At 70.6% G+C, this 24,876-nt stretch carries 25 protein-coding genes and 3 pseudogenes; 16 read left to right on the forward strand and 12 right to left on the reverse strand.

Features of this window, described 5'->3' with window-relative positions; all coding sequences use genetic code 11:
• The first annotated feature begins 15 nt into the window (after positions 1-15).
• Positions 16-210 carry a hypothetical protein gene (locus ACIRF9_RS41865; RefSeq protein ID WP_189713867.1) on the forward strand — a complete coding sequence of 65 codons (195 nt, stop codon included), beginning with the start codon at positions 16-18 and terminating at the stop codon, positions 208-210.
• Between the two features lie 18 nt (positions 211-228).
• Here ACIRF9_RS41865 and ACIRF9_RS41870 read toward each other — a convergent pair whose 3' ends face one another.
• Together ACIRF9_RS41870 and ACIRF9_RS41875 are read right to left on the reverse strand one after the other, a co-directional pair.
• Positions 229-1,458, reverse strand: coding sequence for a phosphodiester glycosidase family protein (locus ACIRF9_RS41870; protein WP_403833724.1), 1,230 nt, complete (start codon positions 1,456-1,458; stop codon positions 229-231).
• Between the two features lie 99 nt (positions 1,459-1,557).
• Positions 1,558-2,850, reverse strand: a complete 1,293-nt coding sequence (locus ACIRF9_RS41875; protein ID WP_403833727.1) for a bifunctional class I SAM-dependent methyltransferase/NUDIX hydrolase — start codon at positions 2,848-2,850, stop codon at positions 1,558-1,560.
• Positions 2,851-3,086: 236 nt separating this feature from the next.
• On the opposite strand from ACIRF9_RS41875, the gene ACIRF9_RS41880 reads away from it, so the two are divergent.
• Entirely contained in the window at positions 3,087-4,442 is a 1,356-nt protein-coding gene (locus tag ACIRF9_RS41880) for a dihydrolipoyl dehydrogenase family protein (RefSeq protein WP_403833730.1), read from the forward strand.
• Positions 4,443-4,452: 10 nt separating this feature from the next.
• Here ACIRF9_RS41880 and ACIRF9_RS41885 read toward each other — a convergent pair whose 3' ends face one another.
• On the reverse strand, positions 4,453-4,902 hold the full coding sequence (locus tag ACIRF9_RS41885; protein WP_403833733.1) for a carboxymuconolactone decarboxylase family protein: 450 nt from the start codon (positions 4,900-4,902) through the stop codon (positions 4,453-4,455).
• A 95-nt stretch (positions 4,903-4,997) separates the two neighbouring features.
• Here ACIRF9_RS41885 and ACIRF9_RS41890 point away from each other — a divergent pair.
• The 4 genes and pseudogenes from ACIRF9_RS41890 to ACIRF9_RS41905 all read left to right on the forward strand — a co-directional run.
• A pseudogene (locus ACIRF9_RS41890) lies at positions 4,998-5,382 on the forward strand (pirin family protein); the annotation flags it as partial.
• A gap of 400 nt (positions 5,383-5,782) precedes the next feature.
• Positions 5,783-6,559 (forward strand): IclR family transcriptional regulator, encoded by a 777-nt coding sequence (locus tag ACIRF9_RS41895; protein WP_403833736.1) that lies wholly within the window; start codon positions 5,783-5,785, stop codon positions 6,557-6,559.
• A gap of 356 nt (positions 6,560-6,915) precedes the next feature.
• Positions 6,916-7,542, forward strand: coding sequence for a dihydroxyacetone kinase subunit DhaL (gene dhaL, locus ACIRF9_RS41900; protein ID WP_403833738.1), 627 nt, complete (start codon positions 6,916-6,918; stop codon positions 7,540-7,542).
• A 72-nt stretch (positions 7,543-7,614) separates the two neighbouring features.
• Positions 7,615-8,073 (forward strand): annotated as a pseudogene (locus ACIRF9_RS41905) (DAK2 domain-containing protein); the annotation flags it as partial.
• Here the strand turns inward: ACIRF9_RS41905 and ACIRF9_RS41910 are convergent.
• The 6 genes and pseudogenes from ACIRF9_RS41910 to ACIRF9_RS41935 form a co-directional block, all read right to left on the reverse strand.
• A pseudogene (locus ACIRF9_RS41910) lies at positions 8,073-8,210 on the reverse strand (putative PEP-binding protein); the annotation flags it as partial. The pseudogenes ACIRF9_RS41905 and ACIRF9_RS41910 overlap by 1 nt on opposite strands.
• Before the next feature lie 33 nt (positions 8,211-8,243).
• Complete coding sequence (locus ACIRF9_RS41915) at positions 8,244-8,693, reverse strand: PEP-utilizing enzyme (RefSeq protein ID WP_403833896.1); 450 nt, start codon at positions 8,691-8,693, stop codon at positions 8,244-8,246.
• Positions 8,588-8,881 carry a hypothetical protein gene (locus tag ACIRF9_RS41920; protein WP_403833906.1) on the reverse strand — a complete coding sequence of 98 codons (294 nt, stop codon included), beginning with the start codon at positions 8,879-8,881 and terminating at the stop codon, positions 8,588-8,590. Before ACIRF9_RS41920 ends, ACIRF9_RS41915 begins: the two co-directional genes overlap by 106 nt.
• Positions 8,878-9,519, reverse strand: a complete 642-nt coding sequence (gene dhaL, locus ACIRF9_RS41925) for a dihydroxyacetone kinase subunit DhaL (RefSeq protein WP_403833740.1) — start codon at positions 9,517-9,519, stop codon at positions 8,878-8,880. The genes ACIRF9_RS41920 and dhaL (ACIRF9_RS41925) overlap by 4 nt, the downstream gene beginning before the upstream one ends.
• A gap of 137 nt (positions 9,520-9,656) precedes the next feature.
• Positions 9,657-10,655 carry a dihydroxyacetone kinase subunit DhaK gene (gene dhaK / locus ACIRF9_RS41930; RefSeq protein WP_403833742.1) on the reverse strand — a complete coding sequence of 333 codons (999 nt, stop codon included), beginning with the start codon at positions 10,653-10,655 and terminating at the stop codon, positions 9,657-9,659.
• Positions 10,652-11,428 (reverse strand): MIP/aquaporin family protein, encoded by a 777-nt coding sequence (locus tag ACIRF9_RS41935; RefSeq protein ID WP_403833745.1) that lies wholly within the window; start codon positions 11,426-11,428, stop codon positions 10,652-10,654. The genes dhaK and ACIRF9_RS41935 overlap by 4 nt, the downstream gene beginning before the upstream one ends.
• A 338-nt stretch (positions 11,429-11,766) precedes the next feature.
• On the opposite strand from ACIRF9_RS41935, the gene dhaM reads away from it, so the two are divergent.
• The 4 genes from dhaM (at position 11,767) to ACIRF9_RS41955 (ending at position 16,386) form a co-directional block, all read left to right on the forward strand.
• Positions 11,767-12,159 carry a dihydroxyacetone kinase phosphoryl donor subunit DhaM gene (gene dhaM / locus ACIRF9_RS41940; RefSeq protein ID WP_403833748.1) on the forward strand — a complete coding sequence of 131 codons (393 nt, stop codon included), beginning with the start codon at positions 11,767-11,769 and terminating at the stop codon, positions 12,157-12,159.
• A complete protein-coding gene (locus tag ACIRF9_RS41945) occupies positions 12,143-12,433 on the forward strand; it encodes an HPr family phosphocarrier protein (RefSeq protein WP_403833750.1) in 291 nt (96 codons plus the stop codon). The genes dhaM and ACIRF9_RS41945 overlap by 17 nt, the downstream gene beginning before the upstream one ends.
• A gap of 378 nt (positions 12,434-12,811) precedes the next feature.
• Entirely contained in the window at positions 12,812-14,695 is a 1,884-nt protein-coding gene (locus ACIRF9_RS41950) for a hypothetical protein (protein WP_403833753.1), read from the forward strand.
• A gap of 221 nt (positions 14,696-14,916) precedes the next feature.
• Entirely contained in the window at positions 14,917-16,386 is a 1,470-nt protein-coding gene (locus ACIRF9_RS41955; protein WP_403833755.1) for a ricin-type beta-trefoil lectin domain protein, read from the forward strand.
• Positions 16,387-16,406: 20 nt separating this feature from the next.
• Here ACIRF9_RS41955 and ACIRF9_RS41960 read toward each other — a convergent pair whose 3' ends face one another.
• Entirely contained in the window at positions 16,407-17,468 is a 1,062-nt protein-coding gene (locus tag ACIRF9_RS41960) for a LacI family DNA-binding transcriptional regulator (protein WP_403833757.1), read from the reverse strand.
• A gap of 175 nt (positions 17,469-17,643) precedes the next feature.
• Here ACIRF9_RS41960 and ACIRF9_RS41965 point away from each other — a divergent pair, with 175 nt between their 5' ends.
• Genes ACIRF9_RS41965 through ACIRF9_RS41975 form a run of 3 tightly spaced genes read left to right on the forward strand, consistent with a single transcriptional unit; the run spans position 17,644 to position 21,283 of the window.
• A complete protein-coding gene (locus ACIRF9_RS41965) occupies positions 17,644-18,999 on the forward strand; it encodes a flavin-containing monooxygenase (RefSeq protein WP_403833759.1) in 1,356 nt (451 codons plus the stop codon).
• Positions 18,996-19,874, forward strand: a complete 879-nt coding sequence (locus ACIRF9_RS41970; protein ID WP_403833761.1) for an SDR family NAD(P)-dependent oxidoreductase — start codon at positions 18,996-18,998, stop codon at positions 19,872-19,874. The genes ACIRF9_RS41965 and ACIRF9_RS41970 overlap by 4 nt, the downstream gene beginning before the upstream one ends.
• Complete coding sequence (locus ACIRF9_RS41975) at positions 19,871-21,283, forward strand: aldehyde dehydrogenase family protein (RefSeq protein ID WP_403833763.1); 1,413 nt, start codon at positions 19,871-19,873, stop codon at positions 21,281-21,283. The genes ACIRF9_RS41970 and ACIRF9_RS41975 overlap by 4 nt, the downstream gene beginning before the upstream one ends.
• 20 nt (positions 21,284-21,303) lie before the next feature.
• Here the strand turns inward: ACIRF9_RS41975 and ACIRF9_RS41980 are convergent, their stop codons facing one another.
• Positions 21,304-22,377: an AraC family transcriptional regulator gene (locus ACIRF9_RS41980; RefSeq protein WP_403833765.1), complete on the reverse strand. Its 1,074-nt coding sequence runs from the start codon at positions 22,375-22,377 to the stop codon at positions 21,304-21,306.
• Positions 22,378-22,398: 21 nt separating this feature from the next.
• Entirely contained in the window at positions 22,399-22,836 is a 438-nt protein-coding gene (locus ACIRF9_RS41985; protein WP_403833767.1) for an Lrp/AsnC family transcriptional regulator, read from the reverse strand.
• Between the two features lie 79 nt (positions 22,837-22,915).
• On the opposite strand from ACIRF9_RS41985, the gene ACIRF9_RS41990 reads away from it, so the two are divergent.
• The 3 genes from ACIRF9_RS41990 to ACIRF9_RS42000 are packed head-to-tail and all read left to right on the forward strand — an operon-like array spanning position 22,916 to position 24,834.
• Complete coding sequence (locus ACIRF9_RS41990; protein WP_403833769.1) at positions 22,916-23,662, forward strand: AzlC family ABC transporter permease; 747 nt, start codon at positions 22,916-22,918, stop codon at positions 23,660-23,662.
• Entirely contained in the window at positions 23,655-23,981 is a 327-nt protein-coding gene (locus ACIRF9_RS41995) for a branched-chain amino acid transporter permease (protein ID WP_403833772.1), read from the forward strand. Before ACIRF9_RS41990 ends, ACIRF9_RS41995 begins: the two co-directional genes overlap by 8 nt.
• 46 nt (positions 23,982-24,027) lie before the next feature.
• On the forward strand, positions 24,028-24,834 hold the full coding sequence (locus tag ACIRF9_RS42000) for a thioesterase family protein (RefSeq protein ID WP_403833774.1): 807 nt from the start codon (positions 24,028-24,030) through the stop codon (positions 24,832-24,834).
• The last annotated feature ends 42 nt before the right edge of the window (positions 24,835-24,876 follow it).

The following is a 24,876-nucleotide window of genomic DNA, read 5'->3' on the forward strand; positions in this document are numbered from 1 at the left end:
CGGAGGAGGTTGACGATGGCCGTTTCCATTTCCGTGGTGCTGTTGCTGTTCATCCTGGCGGTGATCTTCGTGCGCAACAGCGGACTGAAGGTCTCGCACGCACTGGTCTGTCTGCTGCTCGGCTTCTTCCTGGCCGGCACGAGCATGGCCCCCACCATCCACAGCGGCCTCACGGCGACCGCCGATCTCGTCGGCAGTCTTCGACCGTGAGGCCGCGCGGGGCCGGACCTACTGGGTGAAGACCCCGATGCCGTTCGCCACCGAACGCTCCGACCCGTCGGACGGATGGTTGCGGACCGTGACCTTGGTCGAGCCCGCCGGGCGGGCCACCAGGGTTGACGATCCGCCGCCGTCCAGGCTGAAGCCCTCGGTCGCGCCGAGGCCCTTCAGTGCGGCGGCGACCTCGGCGATCGTCAGACCCTTGCGGTACGCGGTCGCGCCGTCCAGCGCGAACAGGAACACCCGCCTGCCGCCGTTGCCGATGCCCACCGCCGTCCGTACGGCCGACACGTTCGTGTCCAGCCCCGACAGCGACTGTCCGCCCGCCAGGAGCGGATAGCCGCCGACGGCGAAGCGGTACGCCGCGCCCGACCCCGAGGTGAGCCCGTGACGCACCGTCACCCGCTCACCCACCTTGAGCGTCCTCAGGCGCTTCGCGCCCGCCTCCCGGCCGACGAGCACCGTGGTGCCCGCCGCGATGGTGCCGCTGCCGGGTGTGGCCGAGACCGACACGACCCGGCCCTTCCTGACCGTCACCTCGTAGGTGTCGGCGCTGCACGCCGCGGCCCGGCTGGTGTCCGTGCCGCAGGTGGCCCGCTTGCGCGAGACGCTGCCCCACTCCGAGGTGAACGCGCCGACGGAGTCCACCGGCAGGGCGTACTGGTTGAGCCCGCCCAGGACCAGCCGCCGCTGGAACGCGGTGACCGTGCCCTTGAGCGCCAGCGTGTCCAGCCGGGCCCTGCCGTCGGTGCCGACGCCGACCACGGCCTTGGTGTCGGTGCCCGGCGGCAGTTCGGGGCCGAACCGCTGGGCGTCCGGCACCGCCCCCTTGAGTACCTTGCCGTTCGCGATCGCCGGACCCACGCTCGCCCCGGTCACGGCGACGCCGGGGTGCTGGGCCTCGGTGATGTTGAAGAAGTCGCCGTTGATGGCGGCGACCGCCTTCTGGCCGTTGGCCATCGAGGAGACGGCCGCGCGCGACGCGACCTTCCCCGGGTACAACAGCCCTAAGCGCACCCGGCTGTTGGTGAGGTCGACGTTGAGTACGTGCACATGTGCGACCCCGGCGGCGGTTGGCAGGACGTACTGCCGGTAGCTCACGCCCGCCGCCACGGTGGTCCAGGTGGCGGCACTGGCCGGCGCGGCCCCCACGAGGGCCGCGCCGGCCAGCGTGGCGAGTGCCGTGAGCAGCGTCGACGACGTTCTGCGTGCCCCGGACCGTTTCTGATGTCGTGTCACAGACCCCCCTGAGTGATGTGGCGCCGCAACTTTCTCACGGGCTACGGGACCGGCCGCCAGAGGAACGGTCGCCAACACCACGAGAACGGGTGGCGAAACTCATGAATCCGGGTGTTCCGCACCGTCATTCGGGCGTGCCGTCCGAGCGTTCGTGCTACTCCTCACGGACACGTCGGGAGACGGGAACGGTCGGACCGCGGGCGGGGGAGGAGCGCCGGCGGGGGCCGCGTACGGTGTGAAGTGGGCCGGGGCGTGGTCGATGGGCAGGTCCGGGCGCCAGGCGGTGAGGGACTGGGCGCTGCACTCGAACAGGGACGGCGGCAGGCGGTCCAGCGGGTACCAGCGCCAGTCGCCGACACTCTCGCCCGGCTGGTCGGCAGGTTCGCCGCGCCACGCGCCGACGACGGCGCCGACCGTCACCCGGACCACCCCCGCGACCCGGTCCAGGCTGGTACCGAGGAGCTTTACGTCCGAGGGCTCGGCCCGCAGTCCCGTCTCCTCGCGCAGTTCCCGCACGACCGTCTCCTCCAGCGACTCACCCGGTTCCACCGTGCCGCCGGGCAGCTCCCAGGTGCCCCGGCGGTGGCGGCCGAGCAGCAGTCCCCGTGGGCCGTTCAGGATGGCGCCGACGCCGAGGGCGGCGTGCGCGACGGGTGGGAGCGCGGTGCGCGGGCGGGCGGAGATCCGCGGCGGGCGGCGGGCGCGGAAGACGCGGTAGGCGGCCTGGTTGGCGGGGTCGGGCGCGGTCACCGTCTCCACGCGGTCGACCCGCAGGCCGTGGTCGGCGAGGAGCCGCTCCCACACGTCGGGGGCCGGCACCCACATCCGGACCGTGGTCTCGCCGCCACCCGCGAACCGCAACGTCTCCGGACGGGCGGTGAGGTCAGAAGTCGGCCCGTCCCCCCGGGAGTTGGTGTGCAGCACCGAGAAGCACAGCGTCCCGCCGGGCCTCAGCGCGGTCGCCAGCGCGGGCAGCAGCCGACGGGGGTCGACGTACGGGACGGCGTTGACGGAGTAGATCACGTCGTACGGCTCCGAAGCGCGCAGATGGGCGACGGCGTCGGCGTGGATCAGGCGCAGGCCGGGCAGCGAGCCGTACCGGGCGCGCGCCCGCTCGATCTGGCCCGGCGCGGAGTCGACCGCGTCCACCTCGGCCCCGTACGCCCGCACCAGGTGGGCGGCGTACCGCGCCGTGCCGCAGCCGAGGTCCAGGACGCGGCGCCCCTTCAGTTCCCCGAGGAACCCGTCGTCCGGCCCGGCGCCCGGGAACCCCCAGTCGATCCGCCCCGCCTCCGCCAGGACCGTGCCGCGCCGCAGGTGATGAGCGGCGTACGCCTGCCAGGCCTCGGCGTTGACGGACTCCGGTCCGCCGGGGGCGAGGGGGTCGGACATGGGCGGTCCTCCAGGACGTCGGTCGGATGACCAGGCGATTCTTACCGGGCGCGCGGGCGGGCAATCACCTCGCGCGAGCGGTGGTGTCCGTGAGCGCGCGTGCGCTGTGGGGACGGGGTCCGTGCACGCAGGGACACGCGCGGCGCCCTCCTCGGCCCTAGCGTCGGGGCGCCGTGGCCGTTCGGCCGGATGTACGGCCGTACGCGCGAGGGCGTGGGCACGAGAGGGGTGTGGGCATGAACGAGCAGGTGGACGTGGTCGTCGTGGGCCTGGGTCCGGGCGGCGAGCATGTCGCGGGCACACTGGCCGAGGCCGGTCTGGACGTCGTCGGCGTCGAGGCGGAGCTCGTGGGCGGCGAGTGCCCGTACTGGGGTTGTGTGCCCAGCAAGATGATGATCCGGGCCGCGAACCTGGTGGCCGAGGTGTGCCGGGCGCCGGCGCAGGCCGGTCCGGCGAGCGTGACGCCGGACTGGTCGAGGGTCGCCGACCGCATCCGCCGTGAGGCCACCGACGACTGGAACGACCAGGTGGCGGCGGAGCGGCTGGAGTCCAAGGGCGGCCGCCTGGTACGGGGCACCGGTCGCCTCGCGGGACCGCGTCGGGTGACGGTCGGCGACCGCACCTTCGAGGCCCGCCGGGGCGTCGTCCTCGCCACGGGCGGCCGCCCCCGGATCCCTCCCGTGGAGGGGCTGTCCGGAACGCCGTACTGGACCAACCGGGACGTGATGGCCGCCAAGGAGCTGCCGGCGTCGATGATCGTGCTGGGCGGCGGCGCGGTGGGCGTCGAAGTGGCCCAGGTCTTCGCCCGGTTCGGCTGCCGTGTCACGGTGGTGGAGGGGCGGGAGCGGCTGCTGGCGCAGGAAGAGCCGGAGGCGGGGGAGCTGGCGGCCAAGGCCCTGCGGGCGGACGGCGTGACGGTGCTGACGGACATGAGGGCGCGTCAGATCACATATGACGGTGCCGAGTTCGACGTACGGGTCGACGGAGAGGCGCTGCGCGCCGAGCGGCTGCTGGTGGCGGCGGGCCGGTACGCCGCCCTCGGCGGCCTCGGCGTGGACACGGTCGGGCTCGACCCGGCGGCCCCGGCCGTCCCGACGGACGGCCGGATGCGATCGGCGGACGGCCTCTGGGCGGTCGGCGACGTCACCGGACGCGGGGCCTTCACCCATGTCTCGATGTACCAGGCGCAGATCGCCGTACGCGACATCCTGGGGCAGCCGGGCCCCGAGGCCGACTACCGGGCCCTGCCCCGCGTCACGTTCACGGACCCGGAGATCGCGGCCGTGGGCCTCACCGAGCACCGGGCCCGCGAACGGGGCCTGCGGATCCGTACCTCGCTGGTCCCGCTGTCCGCCTCCACCCGCGGCTGGATCCACGGGCCGGGCGGCGAGGGCTTCCTCAAGCTGGTCGAGGACGCCGACCGGGGTGTTCTGGTCGGCGCGACCTCGGCGGGCCCGGCGGGGGGCGAGCTCCTCTACGGCCTGAACGTCGCCGTCCACGCGGAGGTCCCGGTGGAGAGGCTCCAGCACATGATCTACACGTACCCGACGTTCCACCGCGCGGTGGAGCCGGCCCTGGCGGCCCTGAGCTGAACCGTGGTCCTCAGTGCACGGGGTGCTTGCTGAGGATGGACACCCGGTTGAAGGCGTTGATGGTGACCGCGACCCAGATCAGCGCCGAGATCTGGTCCTCGGTGAGGACCTGCCGGGCGTCGGCGTACGCGGCCTCCTGCGCGGCGGCGTCGGCGGGGAACGTGGTCGCCTCCGCCAGCGCCAAGGCCGCGCGCTCCGCCGGAGTGAACAGCTCGGTGTCCCGCCAGGCGGCGAGGACGCCGAGCCGCCGGGTGTCCTCGCCCCCGCGCAGCGCCGCCTTGGTGTGCACGTCCAGGCAGAACGCACAGCCGTTGAGCTGCGAGACACGCAGGTTGACCAGTTCCACGACGGTGCGCTCCAGACCGGCGTCGGCGGCGGTCGCCCGCACGGCCTCGGACGTCTGGACCAGCGCGTGGTAGGCCTTGGGGCTCTGTTTGTCGATGAAGATCCGTCGAGTCATAGTTGAATATCCAAGCACTGAAACGAGAGGTGGCGCAGGTGAGCGAGGTGGAGGTCCTCACCCCACGGGACGTGCCGCTGGGCGGTCCCCGGGCGATGACCGTACGCCGCACGCTGCCCCAGCGGACGCGCAGCCTGATCGGGGCGTGGTGCTTCGCCGACGTCGCCCCGCATCCGCACATCGGGCTGCAGGCGGTGAGCCGGCTGTTCAGCGGCGAGATCGAACACCGGGACAGCCTCGGCAGCCACGCCCTCGTACGCCCCGGCGAACTCAACCTCATGACCGGCGGACACGGCATCGCCCACTCGGAGGTCTCCACCCCGCGCACCACGGTCCTGCACGGCGTCCAGCTCTGAGTGGCCCTCCCGGACGTCCACCGCGACGCCCCGCGACTTCCAGCACCACGCACCACAGCCGGTCCACCTCCCCGGTCCGCACGTCACCCTTCCTGTCGACCCCGCCTTCGAACACGGCCTCCTGCGGCGGCGCCCCGCTACCGGCGCCGGAACTGCCTTCGGTACCGCTGAAGCCGCGGGGGAGGGCGCGCTGATCTGTGGTTTTGTGGCGTGGTTGTGTGACTCTGCTTGGAACACACCAGGAGAACCTCGTCCTTCGTTCCCGCCGGCACGCACCAGTCGGCGAGCACGGTGCGAGCGCGATGACGCACCGCGGTGACGGCTTCCGGTGTGTGTGCCGGCGGGCACGTGTACGCCCGCGGCGGCGACGGGAACGGCGTCCGGGCCGATCTGCTGCACCGGCAGGCGCAAACCTGCGGCGAGCTCGGCACTGTGGGACACGAGTACGATGCCGACGTGTGCACTCATGAACAGTCCCGCTGAATCTCGGAATGCTGTTCAGAAATACTGAATCGGAGATTTCCATGGTCCAGGCTGTGCATCGGGCAGTGCAGATCCTGCGAGAGCTCGCCTCCGGCGGGCCCCGGCTGGGTGTGACGGAACTGGCCGACCGACTGGGTGTCGCCAAGCCCACGGTGCACGCACTGCTGCGCACGCTGGAGATCGAGGGACTCGTCTCGCAGGACCGGGACAGCTCGAAGTACCAGCTGGGGCCGAACCTGGTGCAGCTGGGCAACGCCTATCTGGACACCCAGGAACTGCGGACGCGGTCGTTGACCTGGGCGGATGCCCTGGCCAACCGGACCAGGGAAGCCGTGTGGGTGGGGGTCCTCACCGGCGATCACGTGCTGATCGTCCACCACGCCTTCCGCCCCGAGGGGGCGGTGCAGATCCTCGAGGTGGGCGCGAGCATCCCGTGGAACACCTGCGCCCTGGGCAAGGCCATCGCGGCCTCGCTGCCGGCGGATGAACGCGACCGCCTTCTCGCCGGGGAGCTGACCGTGCTCACCGGCGCCAGCATGACCGACCGGGAGGAACTGGACCGGCACCTGCAGGACGTCTTCAAGGCGGGTTATGCCGTCGAGGACCAGGAGTCGGCCATCGGGGACGCGGGGATCGCCTCGCCGGTCTTCGACCGCTCCGGCCAGGTGGTGGGTGCCATCGGCGTCATCGGCCCGGTCGAGCGCATGCTGGGCGAACCGGTGCTGCAGGAACTGGCCGTCGCGGTCCGGGAGACCGCCCGCAATCTCTCCCGCGACCTGGGCGCCCCGCGTCGGGGCGCGTTCGCCGCGGGCACCTGACCCCGCTGCCGCGCGAGACGCCGTCCCTGGCGCCGCGGCGTACGGCCGACCGCTGCACCGACCTCTTGACAGGCGCGAAACGTGGGCTTAGCTTCCGGAACAATGTTCATCAATGATGAACATTGCCAGGAGGGCGGACCGCCCGGTTTCCAGGGAGTGCCGTGCTGGTGTTCATGGGCGTGGGGTCCGTCCCTGCGGCCGCGACCAGCGGCGGCGACGCCCCGTTCACCGTGGCGCAGCCGGGGCGGGGCTCTGCATGAGGCGCGGACCAGGCGATGCGGCCGTGTGAACCGCGCCCCGCCACGACCCTCCCCACCACCGACCCCGTAGGCACCGATCATCGAACGGAGACCCCCATGGACATCGACCTCGCCCGTGCGTGGGTGCAGGCCATCGCCGCCGCCGTGGGCCGGCACAAGGATCACCTCACCCAGCTCGACTCGGCGATCGGTGATGCCGACCACGGGACCAACCTGGACCGCGGATTCACCGCCGCTGCCGCTGTCGTGGCGGACCTCACCCCAGACACGGTCGGAGCCGTCTTCACCAGGACCGGCACCACCCTCATCTCCACCATCGGGGGTGCCTCGGGACCGTTGTACGGGGGCGCGTTCCGTGCTCTGGGCCAGGCCCTGGATGTCCCTTCCGCCGCCCCGCAGGCGTTTGCCGCGGCTCTCGCCGCTGGTCTGGAGAGCATCCAGAAACTCGGCACGGCTTCCCCTGGTGACAAGACCATGATCGATGCGTACGCGCCTGCCGTCGCCGCCTTCGATGAACGGGCCCGTCAGGGAACTGACTTCGCCGCGGCGGCAGCGGCTGCCGCCGACGCCGCCGAAGAGGGTATGCGCGCCACCACTCCCTTGCAGGCGCGCAAGGGTCGCGCCTCCTACCTCGGCGCCCGCAGCGTCGGCCACCAGGACCCGGGGGCCACTTCGACCGCCCTGATCTTTCGCGCCCTGGCCAACACCGCCGCGAATCCGTGACCGACCGTATGAACCTGTCACTCGTATCTCGCCCAGTGGCTTCAGGCCCGTCCCGATGTCACGAACATCGTGGTGAGCGAGGCCACGGTCAGCCGAGCCGTTATCGACCGTTACGCGGCGATCGTCTCCCAAGCCCATGACAACCTCACCGCCCCCGACCGGTTCGTCGGCGTCGGCGACTTCGGCGACATCCTGGCCGGCGGCGTGCGCCGGGCGGTCAAGCTCAATCAAGCGGGCACCGACGGCGTGGCCGCCCTGGCCGAGGCCTTCCTCAACGACGTCGGCGGCAGCAGTGGCCCGATCTTCGGACTCTTCTTCCAGCATTTGGCCACCGTGTCCTGGTCCGACGGCGAGGCGCCGGGGGCTCTGGCTGTGGCCGACGCAGCGAAGTCCAGCCTTGCCGCCATCCACCGGGTGGGCAGAGCAAAGGTCGGAGACCGCACCCTCGTGGACGCCCTCGCGCCCGCCACCGACGCTTTGGAGGCGGCCGCCCGCGAGGACGCCGACACTCCCTTCACCTTGTCGTCGGCGAAGTCGAGGGTCCGGACGGTGGCGGTCTGCCCGGCGAGTGCGCGCAGGACGGGGACGAGGGCGGCCGCGTGCTGGTTGCGGGTCGGCCAGTCGGCGTGGTTGAGGAAGGGCAGTTCCGTGCGGAGCAGGCCGACGCCGTCGGCGTCGGCCCCGCCTCGCGATCTACACCCTTATCGTGTGTCTGCGGTCAGGGCCGCCCGGGCCTCGGGCGGCGTGGCCACGTTGGCCCGCGGTACGACGTCGTGCTCGTCCAGCGTCCGGGCCGGCAGGTGGCGCTCTTGCGCGAGCGCGAGCCGGCGGACCCGGGCAGCCTCGATGGCATGCAGCGCGGTGGCGCGTTCGTCGTCGTCGGGTTGGACGACGGCGACGGCCCGGGCGGTATCGAGGAGGACTTCCTGTCCGTCGGGCAACTCGAGCAGCTCCGGGTCGACGGCGAGCAGGAGTGGGATGCCCTGGGAACGGGCGACGATCGCGGCGTGGGAGTTCGGGCCGCCGGCGACGGAGATGGCGCCGGTCACGGTCTGGCCGGGTTCCAGCAGGTCTGCCGCGCCGATCTCCTGGGCAACCAGAACGAGGGGCTGGTCGGGTGCGGGGCCGCTGTCGCCGTACGGGTGGGCCAGGACACGGCGGCCGACCTGCCGGACGTCGGCCGCACGGTCGGCGAGGTCGGGTCATCCAGGGCGGCGATGACTCCGGCGTAGGCGTCGATGGCCTGCCTCACGGCGACGGACGGCCACCGGCCGGCCTTCGCCGGCTCGCTCGACTGCCTGGTGGCGGTGCGCCCTTCGTAGGCGAGGCGGTCGGTCATCGGGCCGCCGCCGTGTCGGCGAGGGCGCGGAAGATCAGGGCGGTGGAGGCGGCACCGGGGTCGGGGTGACCGATACTGCGGGCGCCGAGGTAGGAGGCGCGGCCCTTGCGCGCCTGCAGCGGGGTGGTGGCGCGCATGCCGTCCTCGGCGGCGTCCGCTGCGCCCAGGGCGGCCGCGGTGAGATCGGCACCGGCAGCGGCCTGCTGCTGGAAGGCGGCCAGCGCGGGCGTGTAGGCGTCGATCATCGTCTTGTCGCCCGGCGAGGCCGCGCCGAGTTTCTGGATGCTTTCCAGGCCGGCGGCGAGTGCGGCGGCGAATTCCTGGGGCGTGGCCTTGGGGGCATCCAGCATCTTGCCGATGGCGCGGAAGGCACCCCCGTACAGCGGGCCGGAGGCGCCCCCGACGCTGGAGATGAGGGTGGTGCCCACCTTGACCAGCAGGGCTCCGACGGTGTCCGGTTCGATGCCGTCCAGGGCTGTGGTGACGGCGGAGAGGCCTCGGTGCATGTTGACGCCGTGGTCGGCGTCGCCAATGGCCGAGTCGAGCTGGGTGAGGTGGTCCTTGTGCTGGTCCACGGCGGCGGCGATGGCCTGCACCCACGCGCGGGCGAGGTCGATGTCCACGGGGTCTCCGTTCATGGCTTGCGTGGCAGGTTCACGGGGGGATGAGCCGGGGCGGGACCGCTGGATGCGGAAGGGTGCGGTCCGGGGAGAGCGGCCGGCGGGGAGGGCTCTGGCCCGGCCCTCGCGTGTCGCGGGGCCCGCCCCGGCTCGGTTCAGGCGCCCCAGCGCAGGGCGGGGGTGTTCACGGGCGCGTCCCACAGGGCGAGCATGTCGGCATCGGCCTTGCACACCGTGATGGAGACGCCCGCCATGTCCAGGCTGGTCACGTAGTTGCCCACCAGGCTGCGGGCGATGGTCACGTTCTTCGCGGCGAGCACGGAGGCCACCTCGTTGAACACCACGTACAGCTCGATGAGCGGGGTGCCGCCCAGGCCGTTGACCATGACGATGGTCTCTTCCCCGGCGGCCAGGGGCTGGTCGGCGAGGATCGCGTCGAGGGCGGTGGCCACGATCTCCTTGGCGGTGCGGAGCTTCTCCCTGCGGCGGCCGGGTTCGCCGTGGATGCCGACGCCGACCTCCATCTCGTCCTCGGGCAGGTCGAAGCCGGGCTTGCCCGCGGCGGGGGTGGTGCAGGCGGTCAGTGCCACGGCGAAGGACCGGGAGGCGGCGTTGACCCGTTTGGCCATCTCGGCGACGGCGGCGAGGTCGGCGCCCTGCTCGGCGAGGGCTCCGGCGATCTTCTCGACGAAGACGGTGGCCCCGGTGCCGCGGCGGCCGGCGGTGTAGGTGGAGTCCTGGACGGCGACGTCGTCGTCGACCAGGACGGTCTCCACACCGACGCCTTCCTCGGCGGCGAGTTCCGCGGCCATCTGGAAGTTGAGGACGTCACCGGTGTAGTTCTTCACGATGAACACCACGCCCGCGCCGCCGTCGACGGCCTGGGCCGCGGTGAGCATCTGACCGGGGACGGGCGAGGTGAACACCTCACCGGGGCAGGCCGCGTCCAGCATGCCCAGTCCCACGAAACCGCCGTGCAGGGGCTCGTGCCCGGAACCGCCACCGGACAGCAGGGCCACCTTGCCCGCCCGGGTGCCGCCCGCGCGGGTGATCACCTTGTTCTCCGTGTCGACCGTCAGGCCGGGGTGGGCGGCGGCGATACCGGCCAGGGCGTCACCGAGGACCGCCTCCGGGGCGTTGATGAACTTCTTCACGACAGGGCTCCTTCGGCCGTGGCGGGCGCGACCGCCTGAGACTCGGCGGGGGTTGCGGCGACTGCCTTGCGGTGGGCGTTGAGGGCGGTGTAGAGAAGGCCGGCGGCTACCGCGCCGATGATCTCGGCGGCCAGGTAGACCGGCAGCTGGTTCCAGTGGACGGTGCCTCCGAACAGCTCGCCCGTGATCATGGGGCCGAGTGTCCGGGCGGGGTTGATGGACGCCGAGGTGGCCGGCGCCACCGGAAGGATGATCGCGAAGACGCCCAGTCCGATGGCCAGGCCCGCGAAGCCGCCGGGCGCACGCCGGTCGATCGCGCCGAACACGACGAACGCGAGGAGGAACGTGCCGATCGCCTCGGCGAAGAAGGCCTGACCGGCGCCGACACCGGTGCCGTAGGCGGCGATACCGAGGCCGACGTCGACCGCCTTCTTGCCCAGCACCCCGACGATCGCGAGCGAGCCCAGCACCGCTCCGGCCACCTGGGCCGCGATGTAGCCGGGGACGTCCCGCCAGGGCATGTTCTTCGTGGCGGCCAGGGCGAGGGTGATGGCCGGGTTGATCTGACAGCCGGAGATGTGGCCGATCGCGTAGACCATCGCGATGACCGCGGTGGCGAACGCGAGCGAGATCATTCCCAGCTGCGCCATGGTGAACGGGGCGTCGCCGCCGACGATGAGCGTGGCGGGGACCGAACCGACGCCGATGAACACCAGCACTGCGGTGCCCAGCATCTCGGCGAGAAGCTTCTGTGGGTAGGTGTTCTCTTCCATAGTCCGGCGCCCGTGCCACGTTGCATCGGGCGCCTCACCTCCTCCGCATGAGCGGGCTGTGAAGGGAGGGGGCCGCCAGGTGGTCAGGGTTGGGCAACCCGGCGGCCGGCTCGAGGGGAAACCGGAAGGCCGACGGCATCCGGATCACTTGTTCACCATTGATGAACGATGTTCCGAGAAATTAAGTCCGTGTTTCGTCCCTGTCAAGAGGTTCGGCGACGAGTGCTGTCAGTCGTGCTGGGACAGGGCTGAGCTGGTGCGCAAGACTGCGACGTCAGAAGAATTTCCTGAGAGTTCAGTATTGATGAACGGCGTTCCTAGATTTAATGTATCCGTTCATGAACGTACCCGTTGGCATCGTACTTGTGTCCCACAGTGCCGAGCTCGCTGCAGGGCTTCGCCTGCTGGTGGAGCAGATCGGCTCGCAGGACGTCCCCCTCGCCATCGCCGGAGGAACCGACGACGGCCGGATCGGCACCAGCTACGACCTCGTTCTCAACGCGATCAAGGACGCTGACCGTGGGGGCGGCGTCATCGTCCTTCCCGACCTCGGCAGCTCCGTCCTGACTGCCCGCACCGTCCTGGAAGACCATCCCCGTCCCGACGTGACCATCGTCGACGCCCCCTTTGTCGAGGGAGCCGTCGCCGCCGCCGTCACCGCCGCATCCGGCGCCGACCTCAAGACCGTCGCTGACGCCGCCAAGGAGGCCCGCAATGTCCTCAAGCTCTGACTCCAGCACGACGACCACGGCCGGCCACGAAGTCGCCGTAGTCCTGCCCGCCAACCTGCACGCCCGACCCGCGGCCCAACTCGCCCGCGCCGCAGCGGAATTCACCAGCGCCATTCAACTCGAACACGCCGGCCGGACCGTCAACCCAACGGGTGTCCTGTCGGTCATGGGCCTGGGCGCCACCGCGGGAAGCACCGTGACCGTGCGTGCCGAAGGCCCCGACGCCGAACAGGCCGTCGCGGCACTGGCCGACATCCTCGCCACCGCCGAATAGCCCGGCCACCACCACCGAACGAGCCGCCGTGGCCGACATGGGAAGTGCGGGACAGGTCGTCGGCGTCGACCAGATCCGGTCGATGACCTCCGCGCAGCCGGCGATCTCGTGGACGAGCCCCAGTGTCTGGGCGGCCCACCACAGGCCGTCTTCCATGTCGCCATCGCCCGCCTCGGAGACGCTACGGCGGGCGGCGCGGGCGGAGTTGTGGGACTCCCGGAACAACATGCGGGTGCAGCGTTCGTCGCCTGCGACGATCTGCCACTTGATGTTCTCGTGCACCGGCGGGGGTGGGGTCCAGGTGGCCATGCGTGATCTCGGCACTGGTCGGGTAGCAATGCCGTGCTTTTGCTGCCGCTGGGGGAGGGGGACAGCAGGGTGTCGGACGACGACCCGCCGGATGGCTGGGGAGGGGATGAATGTCGCGTCTGGGAGGCGTACCGGCGTGGTGAGTGGTGCGACGACGTACCCGTGGTCCATGCCGAAACCTTGCGATGGCTGCTGGTCGCCGAGCCCCGCCCCATGCCGGGGAGACTGGCCCGGCTCAGGCTCCGTGGCGCGCACATCACCGGAATGTTGGATCTGTCCGAGGCGGTTGTCCAGGGTGCGATACGCCTTCGGTCCTGCCGCTTCGACGAGCCGCCCCGCTTTGACGGCGGTCAGTTCAGTGCGCTGGAGCTGACGGACTGTGCCTTACCAGGACTGACCGCGGTCGGGGCGCGGGTGGGCCAGGAGTGCGAAATAGTGGGTTGTGTGCTCGACGGCACCCTGGACCTCCGCTCGTTGACCGTCGGCACCCGCCTGTTGCTCGACCGATCCACGGTGAACGCCCCCGAGGACAAGGCGGCCGTCGACGCACAGTCGCTTGCCGTCGAGGAACACTTCTCGGCGACCGAACTGGTCTGTATCGGGCCGATCTACCTCAACAGTTCTCGCGTGCAGGACACCCTCGGCTTCCGGGGCTCCTCGATCCAGGGCGGCCGAGCCTATCTCCAGGCGCCTGAACTCACCGTGGGTGGCGGTCTCTATCTGGACCGAGGGTTCTCGAACGACGGGGGGATCAACCTGTACGGAGCCTCGATCGGCGGAACACTGCACATGGAGGACAGCACCCTGACGGGCACGGGCGAGGGAAGGGGAGAGCCGGCCCTGCAACTGCTGTGTGCCACCGTCGGAGGCGACATACAGGCAGGTTCGGGACTCGTCGCACGCGGGTGCGTCGATCTCAGGGACACCACGGTGCGGGGAACCGTGGTCCTGAGGCGGGCCCGGCTGCACCATCCGGCCGGGACGGCGCTGAAGGCCCACCGCCTGCACGTCGGCGGTGACGTCAACTGCCGTGACGGATTCGTGTCGCAGGGCACGGTTGACCTTCGGGATGCCAGAATCGGCGGATCCGTCCTCCTCGAAGGTGCGGATCTGACCGGCCTCACCGGGCCGTCCCTGCGGGCCAATGGCATCGAGGTGGGCGCCGAGTTCAAGTGCTGCGACGGCCTGACGGCACACGGTCGCATCTCGCTCAACAGCATTACCGTACGAGGCAGGCTCTGCTTCAAGGACGCCTTGTTCGATGTACCAGCTGGAGAGCACACGTTGATGTGCCGGGGTTCCACGGCATCCGAGTTGGAGTTCAACCTCCGCGAGGCGCCGGCGGGAATCGTCGACTTCAGTCACATGCGGGTCGGCGTGCTGCGGGACGATCCGGCCAAGTGGCCGAACTCGCTGATGCTCGAGGGCCTCGTCTACGACAGCATCGATCCCACGCTTCCGGGCCGTCAGAGGCTGTCCTGGCTCGACCGGAATCCGACGGGCTTCACACCGCAGCCCTACGAGCAACTGGCCGCCAACTACCAGCGCCACGGCCGGGACGCCGACGCCCGTACCGTGCTGCTGACCAAACAGCGCCGGATGCGCACCACCCTTGCCTGGCCGGCCCGGGCTTGGAGCTTCCTGCAGGACGCCACAGTCGGCTACGGCTACCGGCCGCTGCGTGCGGTGCTGCTGCTCGCCGTATTCTTCACCGTCGGCACTGCGATGTTTTCCACGTGGCCGCCCGCGCCCGCTGGTGAAGGCACCCCACGCGACTTCCAGCCGGCTGCGTACACGCTCGACCTGCTGCTTCCTTTGATCGACTTCGGGCAGGAGCGTGCGTTCAACGCGCAAGGCGCCATGCAATGGACGGTGGTCGTCCTGGTCAGTGCGGGATGGATTCTCGCCACGACGGCCGCGGCGGGAGCAAATCGAATCCTTCGCAGAGCCTGATCGTCGTCGGCAGCTGCGGGGGCCGTCGCGCTTCGGAGCCGTCACGGGTCTTGTCACCGGTGCGGGCGTCGTGCCAGTGTCCGGCCATGGTTACGTAACCATGGCCGGTTTACGTGGTTCTGGGCGTCTGTATTCGGCCCCTGGATCATCAGTGGCTCGGCTCAGGTGACGAACCCGCAGTCCGCACTTCGCCCTCCGCGATTCCCGTCACTGGAGACGACATGACCAAGACCCTGACGAGGTCGAGAAAACTGGCCGGTGTGATCACGGCCGGCTTCGGCGCGGCTCTCATGTTCCTGACCGCTCCCACCCCCGCCCTCGCCCAGTCGTCCGCCGCGGCGTCAGCCGCCCCGTACGCGCCGAAGGGCGGTACCAGCGACTTCCGCGGGGTGAACTGGGCGGACCCGCGGGACAACTACGCGAGCGACGCCGTGGTGCCCAGCGGGCTGTCGGTGACCGACGACTACCGCACCGTGTACCGCACCACGAATCGCATGGTGCGCGGCTTCAAGAAGAACCTGGGCGCCAACACGCTGCGACTGCCGATCAACCCCGCGACCGTGGGCACCACCTGGTGGAAGTCGTACCGGGCGACGATAGACGCGGCCACGGCCTACGGCGACAAGGTCATCGTCAGCTACTGGGAGGCCAACACCAGCAAGGATGGGCTGGTCGACGACACGGCCGCCTGGAAGACCATGTGGAACACCGTGGTGCGGGAGTACAAGAACAACCCGCGGGTCTACTTCGAGCCGATGAACGAGCCGCACGGCTACACCCTGGACGAGTGGGTGTCCGTCACCAGTGGCTGGCTGGCCCAGCACAAGGACGTTCCGCGCGGCCGCGTCGTGATCAGCGGTACCGGCTACAACGACAACGTCACCGGCGTCGGCGCGGCACGCGCGCTGAAGGGCACGCTGCTGTCGCTGCACTTCTACGGCTTCTGGGCCAGCCACACCCAGCAGGCGGACTGGGTCGCCGACCTCGAAGCCCGCATCGGCGACTACGCCGGCCGGACCGTCATCGACGAGGCAGGCGCCCCGATGACCATCGGTCTGAACTACGGCGCGTGGAACGGCAACATCTACACCTCGTATCTCGCGGCCGTGACCAACACCGCCCGGAGCAAGGGGATGGGCCTGGTGTACTGGCCCGGGCTGAGGTTCGGCGACGCCTACTCGATCGAGTCGCTGGACTCCGAGGGCAACCTGGTGGACAACAGCACCAGCGGGGTCGCGCAGCTGCGCTGGGGCTACGGCTTCGGCACGACCTCGCCCGAGAACGACCTGCCGGCCGCTCCTCCCGGCGAGGTCCTGCGCGGAGTGGGCTCGGGCCGCTGCGTCGACGTCCCCGGCTTCAGTACGACCAACAACACCCAGCTCGACCTCTGGGACTGCAACGACGGCGGCAACCAGTCCTGGAACTGGAACGCGGAGAAAGAACTCACCGTCTACGGCAACAAGTGCATGACGGTGGGAGGCACCGGAGCCACGGCGGGAGATCCCGTGGTGATCTCCGACTGCACCGGTGCGGCGGCACAACAGTGGAACGTGAACGCGGACCTCACCGTGACCAGCGTCGCGAACCCGGAGCTCTGCCTGGACGCGGCCGGAGCGGGCACCGGCAACGGCACGTCGGTCGATGTCTGGTACTGCAACGGAGGCAGCAACCAGCAGTGGACCAGGAGCTGACGGCACCGGGCCCGTGAGGGTCAGCGCCGCCGAGCCTCGCCCTGCGGCGAGGGCGGCGGCGCTCCCGTGCTCGCGCGGACCACCAGCCGGGTCGGGACCAGGGTCTTGTCGATCACTTCAGGCCCAGAGTGACCGATCTTGCTCAGCAGCTTCTGAAGACTGAGCCGGCCGACCGCGGCGAAGTCCTGCCGCACGGTGGTCAGCGGCGGCCAGAAGGCATGGGCCTCCTCCATGTCGTCGAACCCCACCACGCTGACCTCCTCGGGAATCCGGCGGCCGAGCTCGTGCAGGGCCCGCATGACACCGAGCGCCATATGGTCGTTCGCGGCGAAGATCGCCGTGACCTCCGGCCTCCGCCCCAGGGTCAACCCGTGCCGGTATCCGGATCGGGTGGTCCAGTCGCCGTACAGCACCGGGGGCGGGACGATGCCGGCATCCTCCAGGGTGCGCCGCCAGGACTCGACCCGATGGGTTGCGGAGAACGACGTAGGGGGTCCGGCGATGTGCCACACCTGCCGGTGGCCGAGTTCCAGCAGGTGCTCCGTGGCCTGACGAGCGCCCTGTGCCTGATCGGTGTCCACCACGGTGTAGCCCGGGCCGGTGTCGGAGTCGACCACCACCATCGGAACCCCTGGTGGGAGGCTGAACTCCGCATTGTCCAGGAGATGCGCCTCGAAGACGAGGATCACTCCGTCGACGGCTGCCTCGCTGAGCCGGTCGTAGGCACCGGAGACCCTGCCCATGGTCGGGTCCGAGACGGGGATGAGGGTGACGGCGTACTTGGCGCGTGCGGCTTCCTCGGCTATGGCGTCGAGCGTGCGCGTATTGCCGAACGTCCTGAGCGTGAAGGTGATGACACCGATCGTGTTGAACCGCCCGCTCTTGAGCGCGCGTGCGGCTCCGTTCGGCCGGTAGCCCAGCGCCCGCATCGACTCCACGACCCGCTGCCTGGTCGCCGGGTCGACGTTGCTGTGGCCGTTGGACACACGCGAGACCGTCTGCGGCGCGACGCCGGCGTGACGGGCGACATCCGCCATCGACGGCCGGGGCCGTCCGGACTTGGGCTTGTCCCCCATCGCCATGATCCCTTGTTTCCCCTGTTGCTGGGCCCTGACCACAGCCTAGGCCCACTCCCCGGACAAGCGCGGCCGCTGAGGTCCGGTCCGTGGCCGCGCGGGTCAGTTCACGGGGAACGGCGGTTGCATACGTTTCCTCCCACACCCGCCCGTGAAGCGGGGTGAACGAGGAGGCAGGCCCGTGAAGGAAAGCCAGTTGGACCAGTTGGACACGTGTGTGATCGGGGCGGGACCTGCCGGGCTGGCGGTCGCCAGGGCTCTGGCGGAGCGGAATCTGCCGTACACGCACCTCGAGCGGCACACCGGGCCCGGCGGGATCTGGGACATCGACAATCCCGGCAGCCCGATGTACGAATCGGCCCATTTCATCTCCAGCAGGACCCTGTCGGGATTCGGCGGTTTCCCGATGCCCGACCACTTCGCGGACTACCCGCCGCACCGGCAGATCCTGTCGTATCTGACGTCCTTCGCCGAGGCGTACGGGCTGACCGAGCGCATCGAGTTCGGCGTCGAGGTGGAGAGGGTCGAGAAGAACGCGGACGGCACCTGGACGGTCACCCGCTCCGACGGCAGGGAGAGCGTGCACGGGCAGGTCGTGGTGTGTACGGGGTCGCAGTGGCACCCCAGCATCCCCGAACTGCCGGGAGAGTTCAGCGGCGAGGTCCGGCACACCGTCGGCTATCGCGGCGCGGAGGAGCTGCGGGGCAAGCGGGTCCTGGTCGTGGGTGCGGGGAACTCCGGGTGCGACATCGCGTGCGATGCGGCGCGGAGCGCGGACCACGCGGTGATCAGCATGCGGCGCGGTTACTGGTTCATCCCCAAGCACCTGTTCGGCCGGCCCGTGGACACCATCGCCGTCGGCGGCCCGAAGCTGCCGATGTGGCTGGAACAGCGGGTCTTCGGCGCCCTCCTGCGGCTCCTCAACGGTGATCCGACGCGCCTCGGCCTGCAGAAGCCGGACCACAAGCTGTTCGAGACCCACCCGGCCGTCAACTCGATGCTGATCCACCACCTCCAGCACGGCGACATCACCGCCAGGCCCGGGATCGCCCGCACGGCGGGCAGGACCGTGCACTTCACCGACGGCACGAGCGACGACTTCGATCTCATCCTGCTGGCCACGGGCTACGTCCACAAGGTGCCGGTCGCGCAGAAGTACTTCGGCGACGAGCAGCACCCGGACCTGTATCTGTCGTCGTTCTCCCGCGAGCACGAGGGCCTGTTCGGCATCGGCTTCGTCGAGACCAACTCCGGCGCGTACCAGCTCTTCGACACCCAGGCACAGCTGATCGCCGGGTATCTCCACGACGTCCGGCACCGGCTGCCGAACGCGGAGCGGTTCGCCCGCATGATCCGCGCCGACCGTCCGGACCTGTCCGGCGGCATCAGGTTCGTCGACTCGCCCCGCCACACCGGCTATGTCGACAGCGGCGCCTTCGTGAAGTACCTGGGCAAGGTCGCGGGCGAGATGGGCTGGCGTACCGAGGGCCGGCCGCCGCACGTACGGTCCCTGCGGAGCACGGAGGCGGCGGCGTGAGCGGGTTCGACTTCTCCGACAAGGTCATGCTGGTGACCGGCGGTGCGGGCGGCATCGGCAGCGCCCTGTGCCGCCGGTTCGCCGAGGGCGGTGCCCGCTGCGTGGTCGTCGACATCGACGAGACCCGTGCCGGGAGGGTGGCCGCGGAGCTTCCGGGCGCCGGGCACACGGGTGTGGGCTGCGACCTGACGGACCGCGCCCGGGTGGAGCGGCTGTTCGAGCTGGTCGCCGACTCCTACGGCCGCCTCGACGTGCTGGTCAACAACGTGGGCATGACCAGCGCGGAACGGTTCGACGTGCGCAGCGTCGAGAGCATCGAGCGGGAGATCACCCTCAACCTGACCTCCCCGCTGGTCGCGACCAGGATCGCGATCCCCTTGCTGAAGGCCTCCCGGGATGCCCGGGTGGTCACCACCGTCTCCCTCGGCGGGATCTTCCCGCTGGGCGAGACTCCGATCTACACGGCCTCGAAGTTCGGGCTGCGCGGCGCGATGCTGGCGATCGGCCTCGACCTGCGGAGCAAGGGGATTCTCGCCGGGGCGGTGCTTCCGTCGGCGACCGACACCCGGATGCTGCGCCAGGAGGCCGTGGACGGTGGCAACTCCCTGCAGTTCCAGGATCGGCCCCAGCGGCCCGCCGACGTCGTCGCGGCCGTGGTGAGCCTGCTCGACAGGCCCCGCCTGGAGGCGTACCCGCGCCCCGGCGAGTCCCGCCTCGTGCGGCTCGCGATGCTCGTACCGAACCTGCTGCCCGGGATCCTCCCGCTGTTCCGCAAGCGCGGTGATCGCGGCATGGCCCGCTATCTGGAGGAACTCCGGCAACGCGGACTGGCCCGCCGTACCGACGGACGCTGGGAGCTGGTGGAGGAAGCATGACCACGTACGAGACGCTGCGGGTCGTCAACCCCGCCACCGGGGAGCCGATCACCACGCTGCCCGCCGCGAGCGCCGACGACGTCGCCAAGGCCGCCGAGCGGGCCCGGCAGGTCTTCGACGCCGGGGTGTGGTCGCGGCTGCCGGTCCGGGAACGCGCCGCCGTGTTGCTGCGGCTGGCCGGCCTGATGGAACGCGACGCCGAGATCCTGGCCCGGCTGGACAGCGAGGACGCGGGCAAGCCGATCACCGAGTGCCGTACGGGCGACGTACCGGGCGCGATCGAGTCGGTCCGCTGGTTCGCCGAGGCGGCCGACAAGGTCTTCGGCCGCATCGCGCCGGGCGGGCCCGAAGGACTGGGGCTCATGAGCCGCGAGCCGGTCGGGGTGGTGGCGGCGGTCCTGCCGTGGAACTATCCGCTGGCCATGACCGCGTGGAAGGTCGGGCCCGCCCTGGCCGCCGGCAACTGCCTGCTGGTCAAGCCCGCCGAGGCGACCCCGCGCTCGGCCCTGCACCTGGCCGCGCTCGCGGCCGAGGCCGGTCTGCCGGACGGGGTGCTCACCGTGCTGCCCGGGTACGGCTTCGAAGCCGGGGCGGCCCTCGCCCGTGACCCCCTCGTGGGGGCGCTCTCCTTCACCGGGTCCACCGCGACCGGCCGCCGCATCCTCAAGGACGCGGCCGACAGCAACTTCAAACGCGTCTCACTGGAGATGGGCGGCAAGAATCCCCAGGTGCTGATGGCCGACGCGCTCGTCTACGGCGACGAGCTCATCGGCGACATGATCGAGGCCGCGTTCCTGACGACGGGGCAGAACTGCACCGCCGGCTCGCGCGTCCTGGTCCACCAGAGCATCGCCGACGAGGTCCTGGACCGGTTCACGGAGGCGGCGCGACGGCTCGTGATCGGCGATCCGGCCGACCCGCGCACGCAGCTGGGGCCGCTCATCGACCGCGCCGCCTTCGACCGGGTCGCGGCAGCCGTGGACGCCGCCCGGGCCGGCGGCGCCCGGATCCACACCGGGGGACTGCCCCACGGTCTGCCTCCGTACGGCGCCTACTACCCGCCCACCGTGATCACCCGCGCCCCCGCCGGCAGCGACGTCCTCACCAAAGAGCTGTTCGGGCCGGTCGTCACCGTCCAGACCTTCACCACGGAGGACCAGGCGGTACGGATGGCCAACGCCACCGAGTACGGACTTGCCGCGTCCGTGTGGACCCGTGACCTCGATGCCGCATTCCGGCTCGCCCGCGGCATCGAGGCCGGGGTGATCTCCGTGAACGCCTACAGCGAGGGCGACATCACCACCCCCTTCGGCGGCTGGAAGCAGTCCGGATTCGGTGGCGTGGAGAAGTCCACCAACGCCTTCGACCAGTGGACCCGGGAGAAGACGGTCTGGATCCGCACCCGCTGACCCCGGTCTCCAGGCGGGCCTCAGAGGCGGTCCGCACGCATCCGCTCGCGCAGATGGACCGGGGAGGTGCCGTGCCAGCGGCGTACCGCGCGGCGCAGGGCGCGTTCGTCGGAGAATCCCGCCCGGCGGGCGATGTCGCGCAGCGTCAGTTCCGGGCGGAGCAGCAGCTGTTCGACGCGTTCCCGGCGTACTCCCTCGACGAGCGCCTCGTACGTCGTGCCGCAGCCGGCCAGCCGGCGGCGGAGCGTCCGCTCGCTCGTCGCGTGTCGCCGTGCCTGCTCGGCGAACGAGGGGATCACCGGAAGGCTCTGGGCGACGGAGATCTCCAGTACCTCCAGCAGATCCTGCTGGCCGCGGCGGGCGGCCAGCTGCGCGTCGAGCAGCTCCAGAGTCGACGCGTAGGTCACCGGATCCCGGCCGGGCATCCGGGCACGGGCCCAGACCGGGTCGATGACCATGCGGTTGGCCGGGGCGCCGAAGCGGACCGGGCAGTCGAACACGGCACCGTACGGGTCGCTGCGGCGCGGTGGAGGACAGGCGAACTCCACCACTCTGGGCGCGAAGGCCGGACCGACGGCCAGCCGGGACACGGTGACCACGGAGGCGAGTGCCTCCTCGATCAGGAAGCCGGCGACCGCCGGGTCCGTGGCCGGATCCGGGAGGTCGGCGCGCAGCACGAAGGCCCCGTCCTCCTCGCCGATGCCGGCCGACCACACCACCATCGCCCCGGACAGGTTCTGGTACCTCACTCCCGTCTCGATGGCGTGCCGCAGGGTGTCGTCGGCCATCAGGGCGAAGCCGAGCAGGCCCCAGGCGGTCAGGTGCTGTGCCGCTCCGACCTTCAGCCCCAGGTGTTCGTCCCCGGTGAGCTCCAGTGCACGACGGATCACGGCGCTGCCCTGCCGGTACGACACCCTCAGCGCGGCGGAACGCATGACCGTCTCGTCCAGCCCGACCCGCTCGAGCTGAGGTCGCAGATCGATGCCGCGCTCGTCGGCGACCGTGACGAGATAGGTCAGGATGTTCGGTTGGATCGTCGCCGATGTGCTGCGGCTGGTCCCCGGAGGGTTCGCGGGGTCGGGGGCAAGGGACATTGCGCTCACCTTCTCCGGTCGTCAGGCCGTCTTCACCGTCTTCATCGTGAAGTGCGAGGTGATGTTCTTGATCCGCGGGATGGTCATGACATGACGGCTGAGGAAGCTCTCGTAGGCGGCCAGGTCGGCGACGGCGACGCGTACGAAATAGTCCGGACTGCCGAACAGTCTTCTCAGCTCGAGGACTTCCTCGGCCTGCGCCAGGGTCTGTTCGAAGTGTTCCACCGTGTCCGAGTCCTGGGCTTCGAGGCTGAGGTCGAGGAGCACCTCGAAAGAGCGGTTCACGGCCGCGGGGTCGACGACGGCCCGGTAACCGCGGATGACGCCGTCGGCCTCCAGCCGCTGGACACGCCGCAGGCACGGCCCGGTCGTGAGGCCGACCCGCTGTGCCAACTCGACATTGGTCAGCCGCCCGTCCCGCTCCAACTCGGCAATGATTGCCAGATCGATCGCATCCATGACAGAAGATTGCACCCTGGGTGGTTCGGTGAGCAATCTTTGCAACCATATGTCGTGCGTTTTCCGCGACGATAAACAGATGCAGTACGTCCTCCCCCGCACAGCGAAAGCCCCTCCGGCTCCGACCGGCAGGCGCCGACAGATCGCCGCCGGAGTCCGCGACTCCTTCTCCGCCGGCCTCGGGATCTTCCCCCTGGGCATCGCCCTGGGCCTGCTGATCATTCAGGCCGGCCTGCCCTGGTGGCTGGCTCCCGCCCTGTCCCTGGCCGCGTTCGCCGGCTCCCTGGAACTGCTGCTGGTGGGCATGATGGCCACCGTCACCCCACTGGCCGCCGTCGCACTGACCGTCCTCGTGGTCAACTTCCGCCACGTCTTCTACGCCTTCTCCTTCCCCCTGCACCTGGTCAGGCACCCGGTCGCGAAGGCGTACGCGGTCTACGCGATGATCGACGAGGCGTACGCCGTCAACGCCTCCCTGCCCGAGGCGGAACGCTCGGCGCCCCGGCTGCTGGCGATGCAGCTCGCCTGCGAGACCTACTGGGTCGGCGGCGGCCTGGTCGGTGTCGCACTCGGCGCCGTGCTGCCCGCGCCGGTCAAGGGGCTGGAGTTCGCCCTGTGCGCCCTGTTCACCGTGCTCACCCTGGACGCCTTCCGCTCCCGTCGTGAACTCCCCTCGGTCCTGCTCGCCGGCGCCGCCGCCGCGGTCGCGCTCGTACTGACCCCGGGCCTCGCGTTGTTCACCGCGTTGCTGCTGTTCGTCGGCCTGCTCCTGGTGCGCCACGCGCTCACCGCCACCCGCCCCGCCGAGGAGGCCGCCGATGCCTAGCACCTCGTACCTCATCGCCGTCCTGGCGATCGTCTTCACCATCACCCTCGCCCTGCGCGCCCTGCCGTTCGCGGTACTGCGCACCCTGCGCGGCTCGGTGATCGTGCAGCGGCTGTCGGTGTGGATGCCGGTCGGCATCCTCGCGATCCTCACCGTGACAGCCCTGCGCGGCACCATCACGACCGACCCGTACGGAGCGGGATACGCACTGCTCGCGGTCGCCGTCACCGTCGGCGTCCATCTGGCCTTCGGCCGCCGCACGATCCTGAGCGTGGGCGTCGGCACCGCTCTCTACGTCGTCCTGCTCAACACCCTGTGATCAGCCCTGTGATCAGCCCTGCGATCAGCCCGAGGAGAAACGTCCGTTGAACACCGGCACCCCGGTCCCCGACAGCTACTACGTGCGCATCGACGAGCACCACTACAAGCCGACGACCCACGCGGGCGGGGCCTGGGACCCGGACGAACAGCACTTCAGCCCGCTCGGCGGTCTCGTCGTCCACGCCATCGACCGTCATCGGGCCGCGCGGCCGGACACGGGCCTGGTCCTGGCCCGGATCAGCTACGACATCCTGGGCCGTCTCGCCCTCGACGAGTGCGAGATCCGGGTGGAGACCATCCGCCCCGGCCGCACCATCGAGCTGATCGAAGCCGTGATGCTCATAGCCGACCGCCCAGTGGTCCTGGCCCGCGCCTGGTACCTCGCCGGCCTCGACACCTCCACCGTCGCCGGCGGCCCCGACGCCCCGCTCACCCCTCCCGAGGTGCTCACCCCGTGGCCGATGACGCAGGTGTGGCCCGGCGGGTACATCGCCTCTCTGGACGTCCGCCCGCTCGCACCGCCCCAGCCGGGCCGAACGACCGCCTGGGTCTCCACTCGCCTCGGCCTCGTCGCCGGCGAGCGCAGCAGCCCTGCCGCGTCCCACATCGCCCTCGTCGACACCGCCAACGGCATCGCCGTACGACAGCCGCCCACCGCCTGGATGTTCCCCAACGTCGACCTCACCGTCCACCTCCATCGAAGGCCCGAAGGCCACTGGACCGGCCTGGACACCACGGTCACGTTCGGCCCCACCGGCCAGGGCCTCACCAGCACCGTCCTGCACGACATCAACGGCCCGGTCGGACACGCACAGCAGATCCTCACGGTCCGCCCCATGCCCGACCACTGAGTCCGACCCGGACGGGGCCCCCTTTTCCGGCGCTATCGGGCG

Source organism: Streptomyces sp. NPDC096132 (assembly GCF_044763345.1).
Lineage (GTDB): Bacteria > Actinomycetota > Actinomycetes > Streptomycetales > Streptomycetaceae > Streptomyces.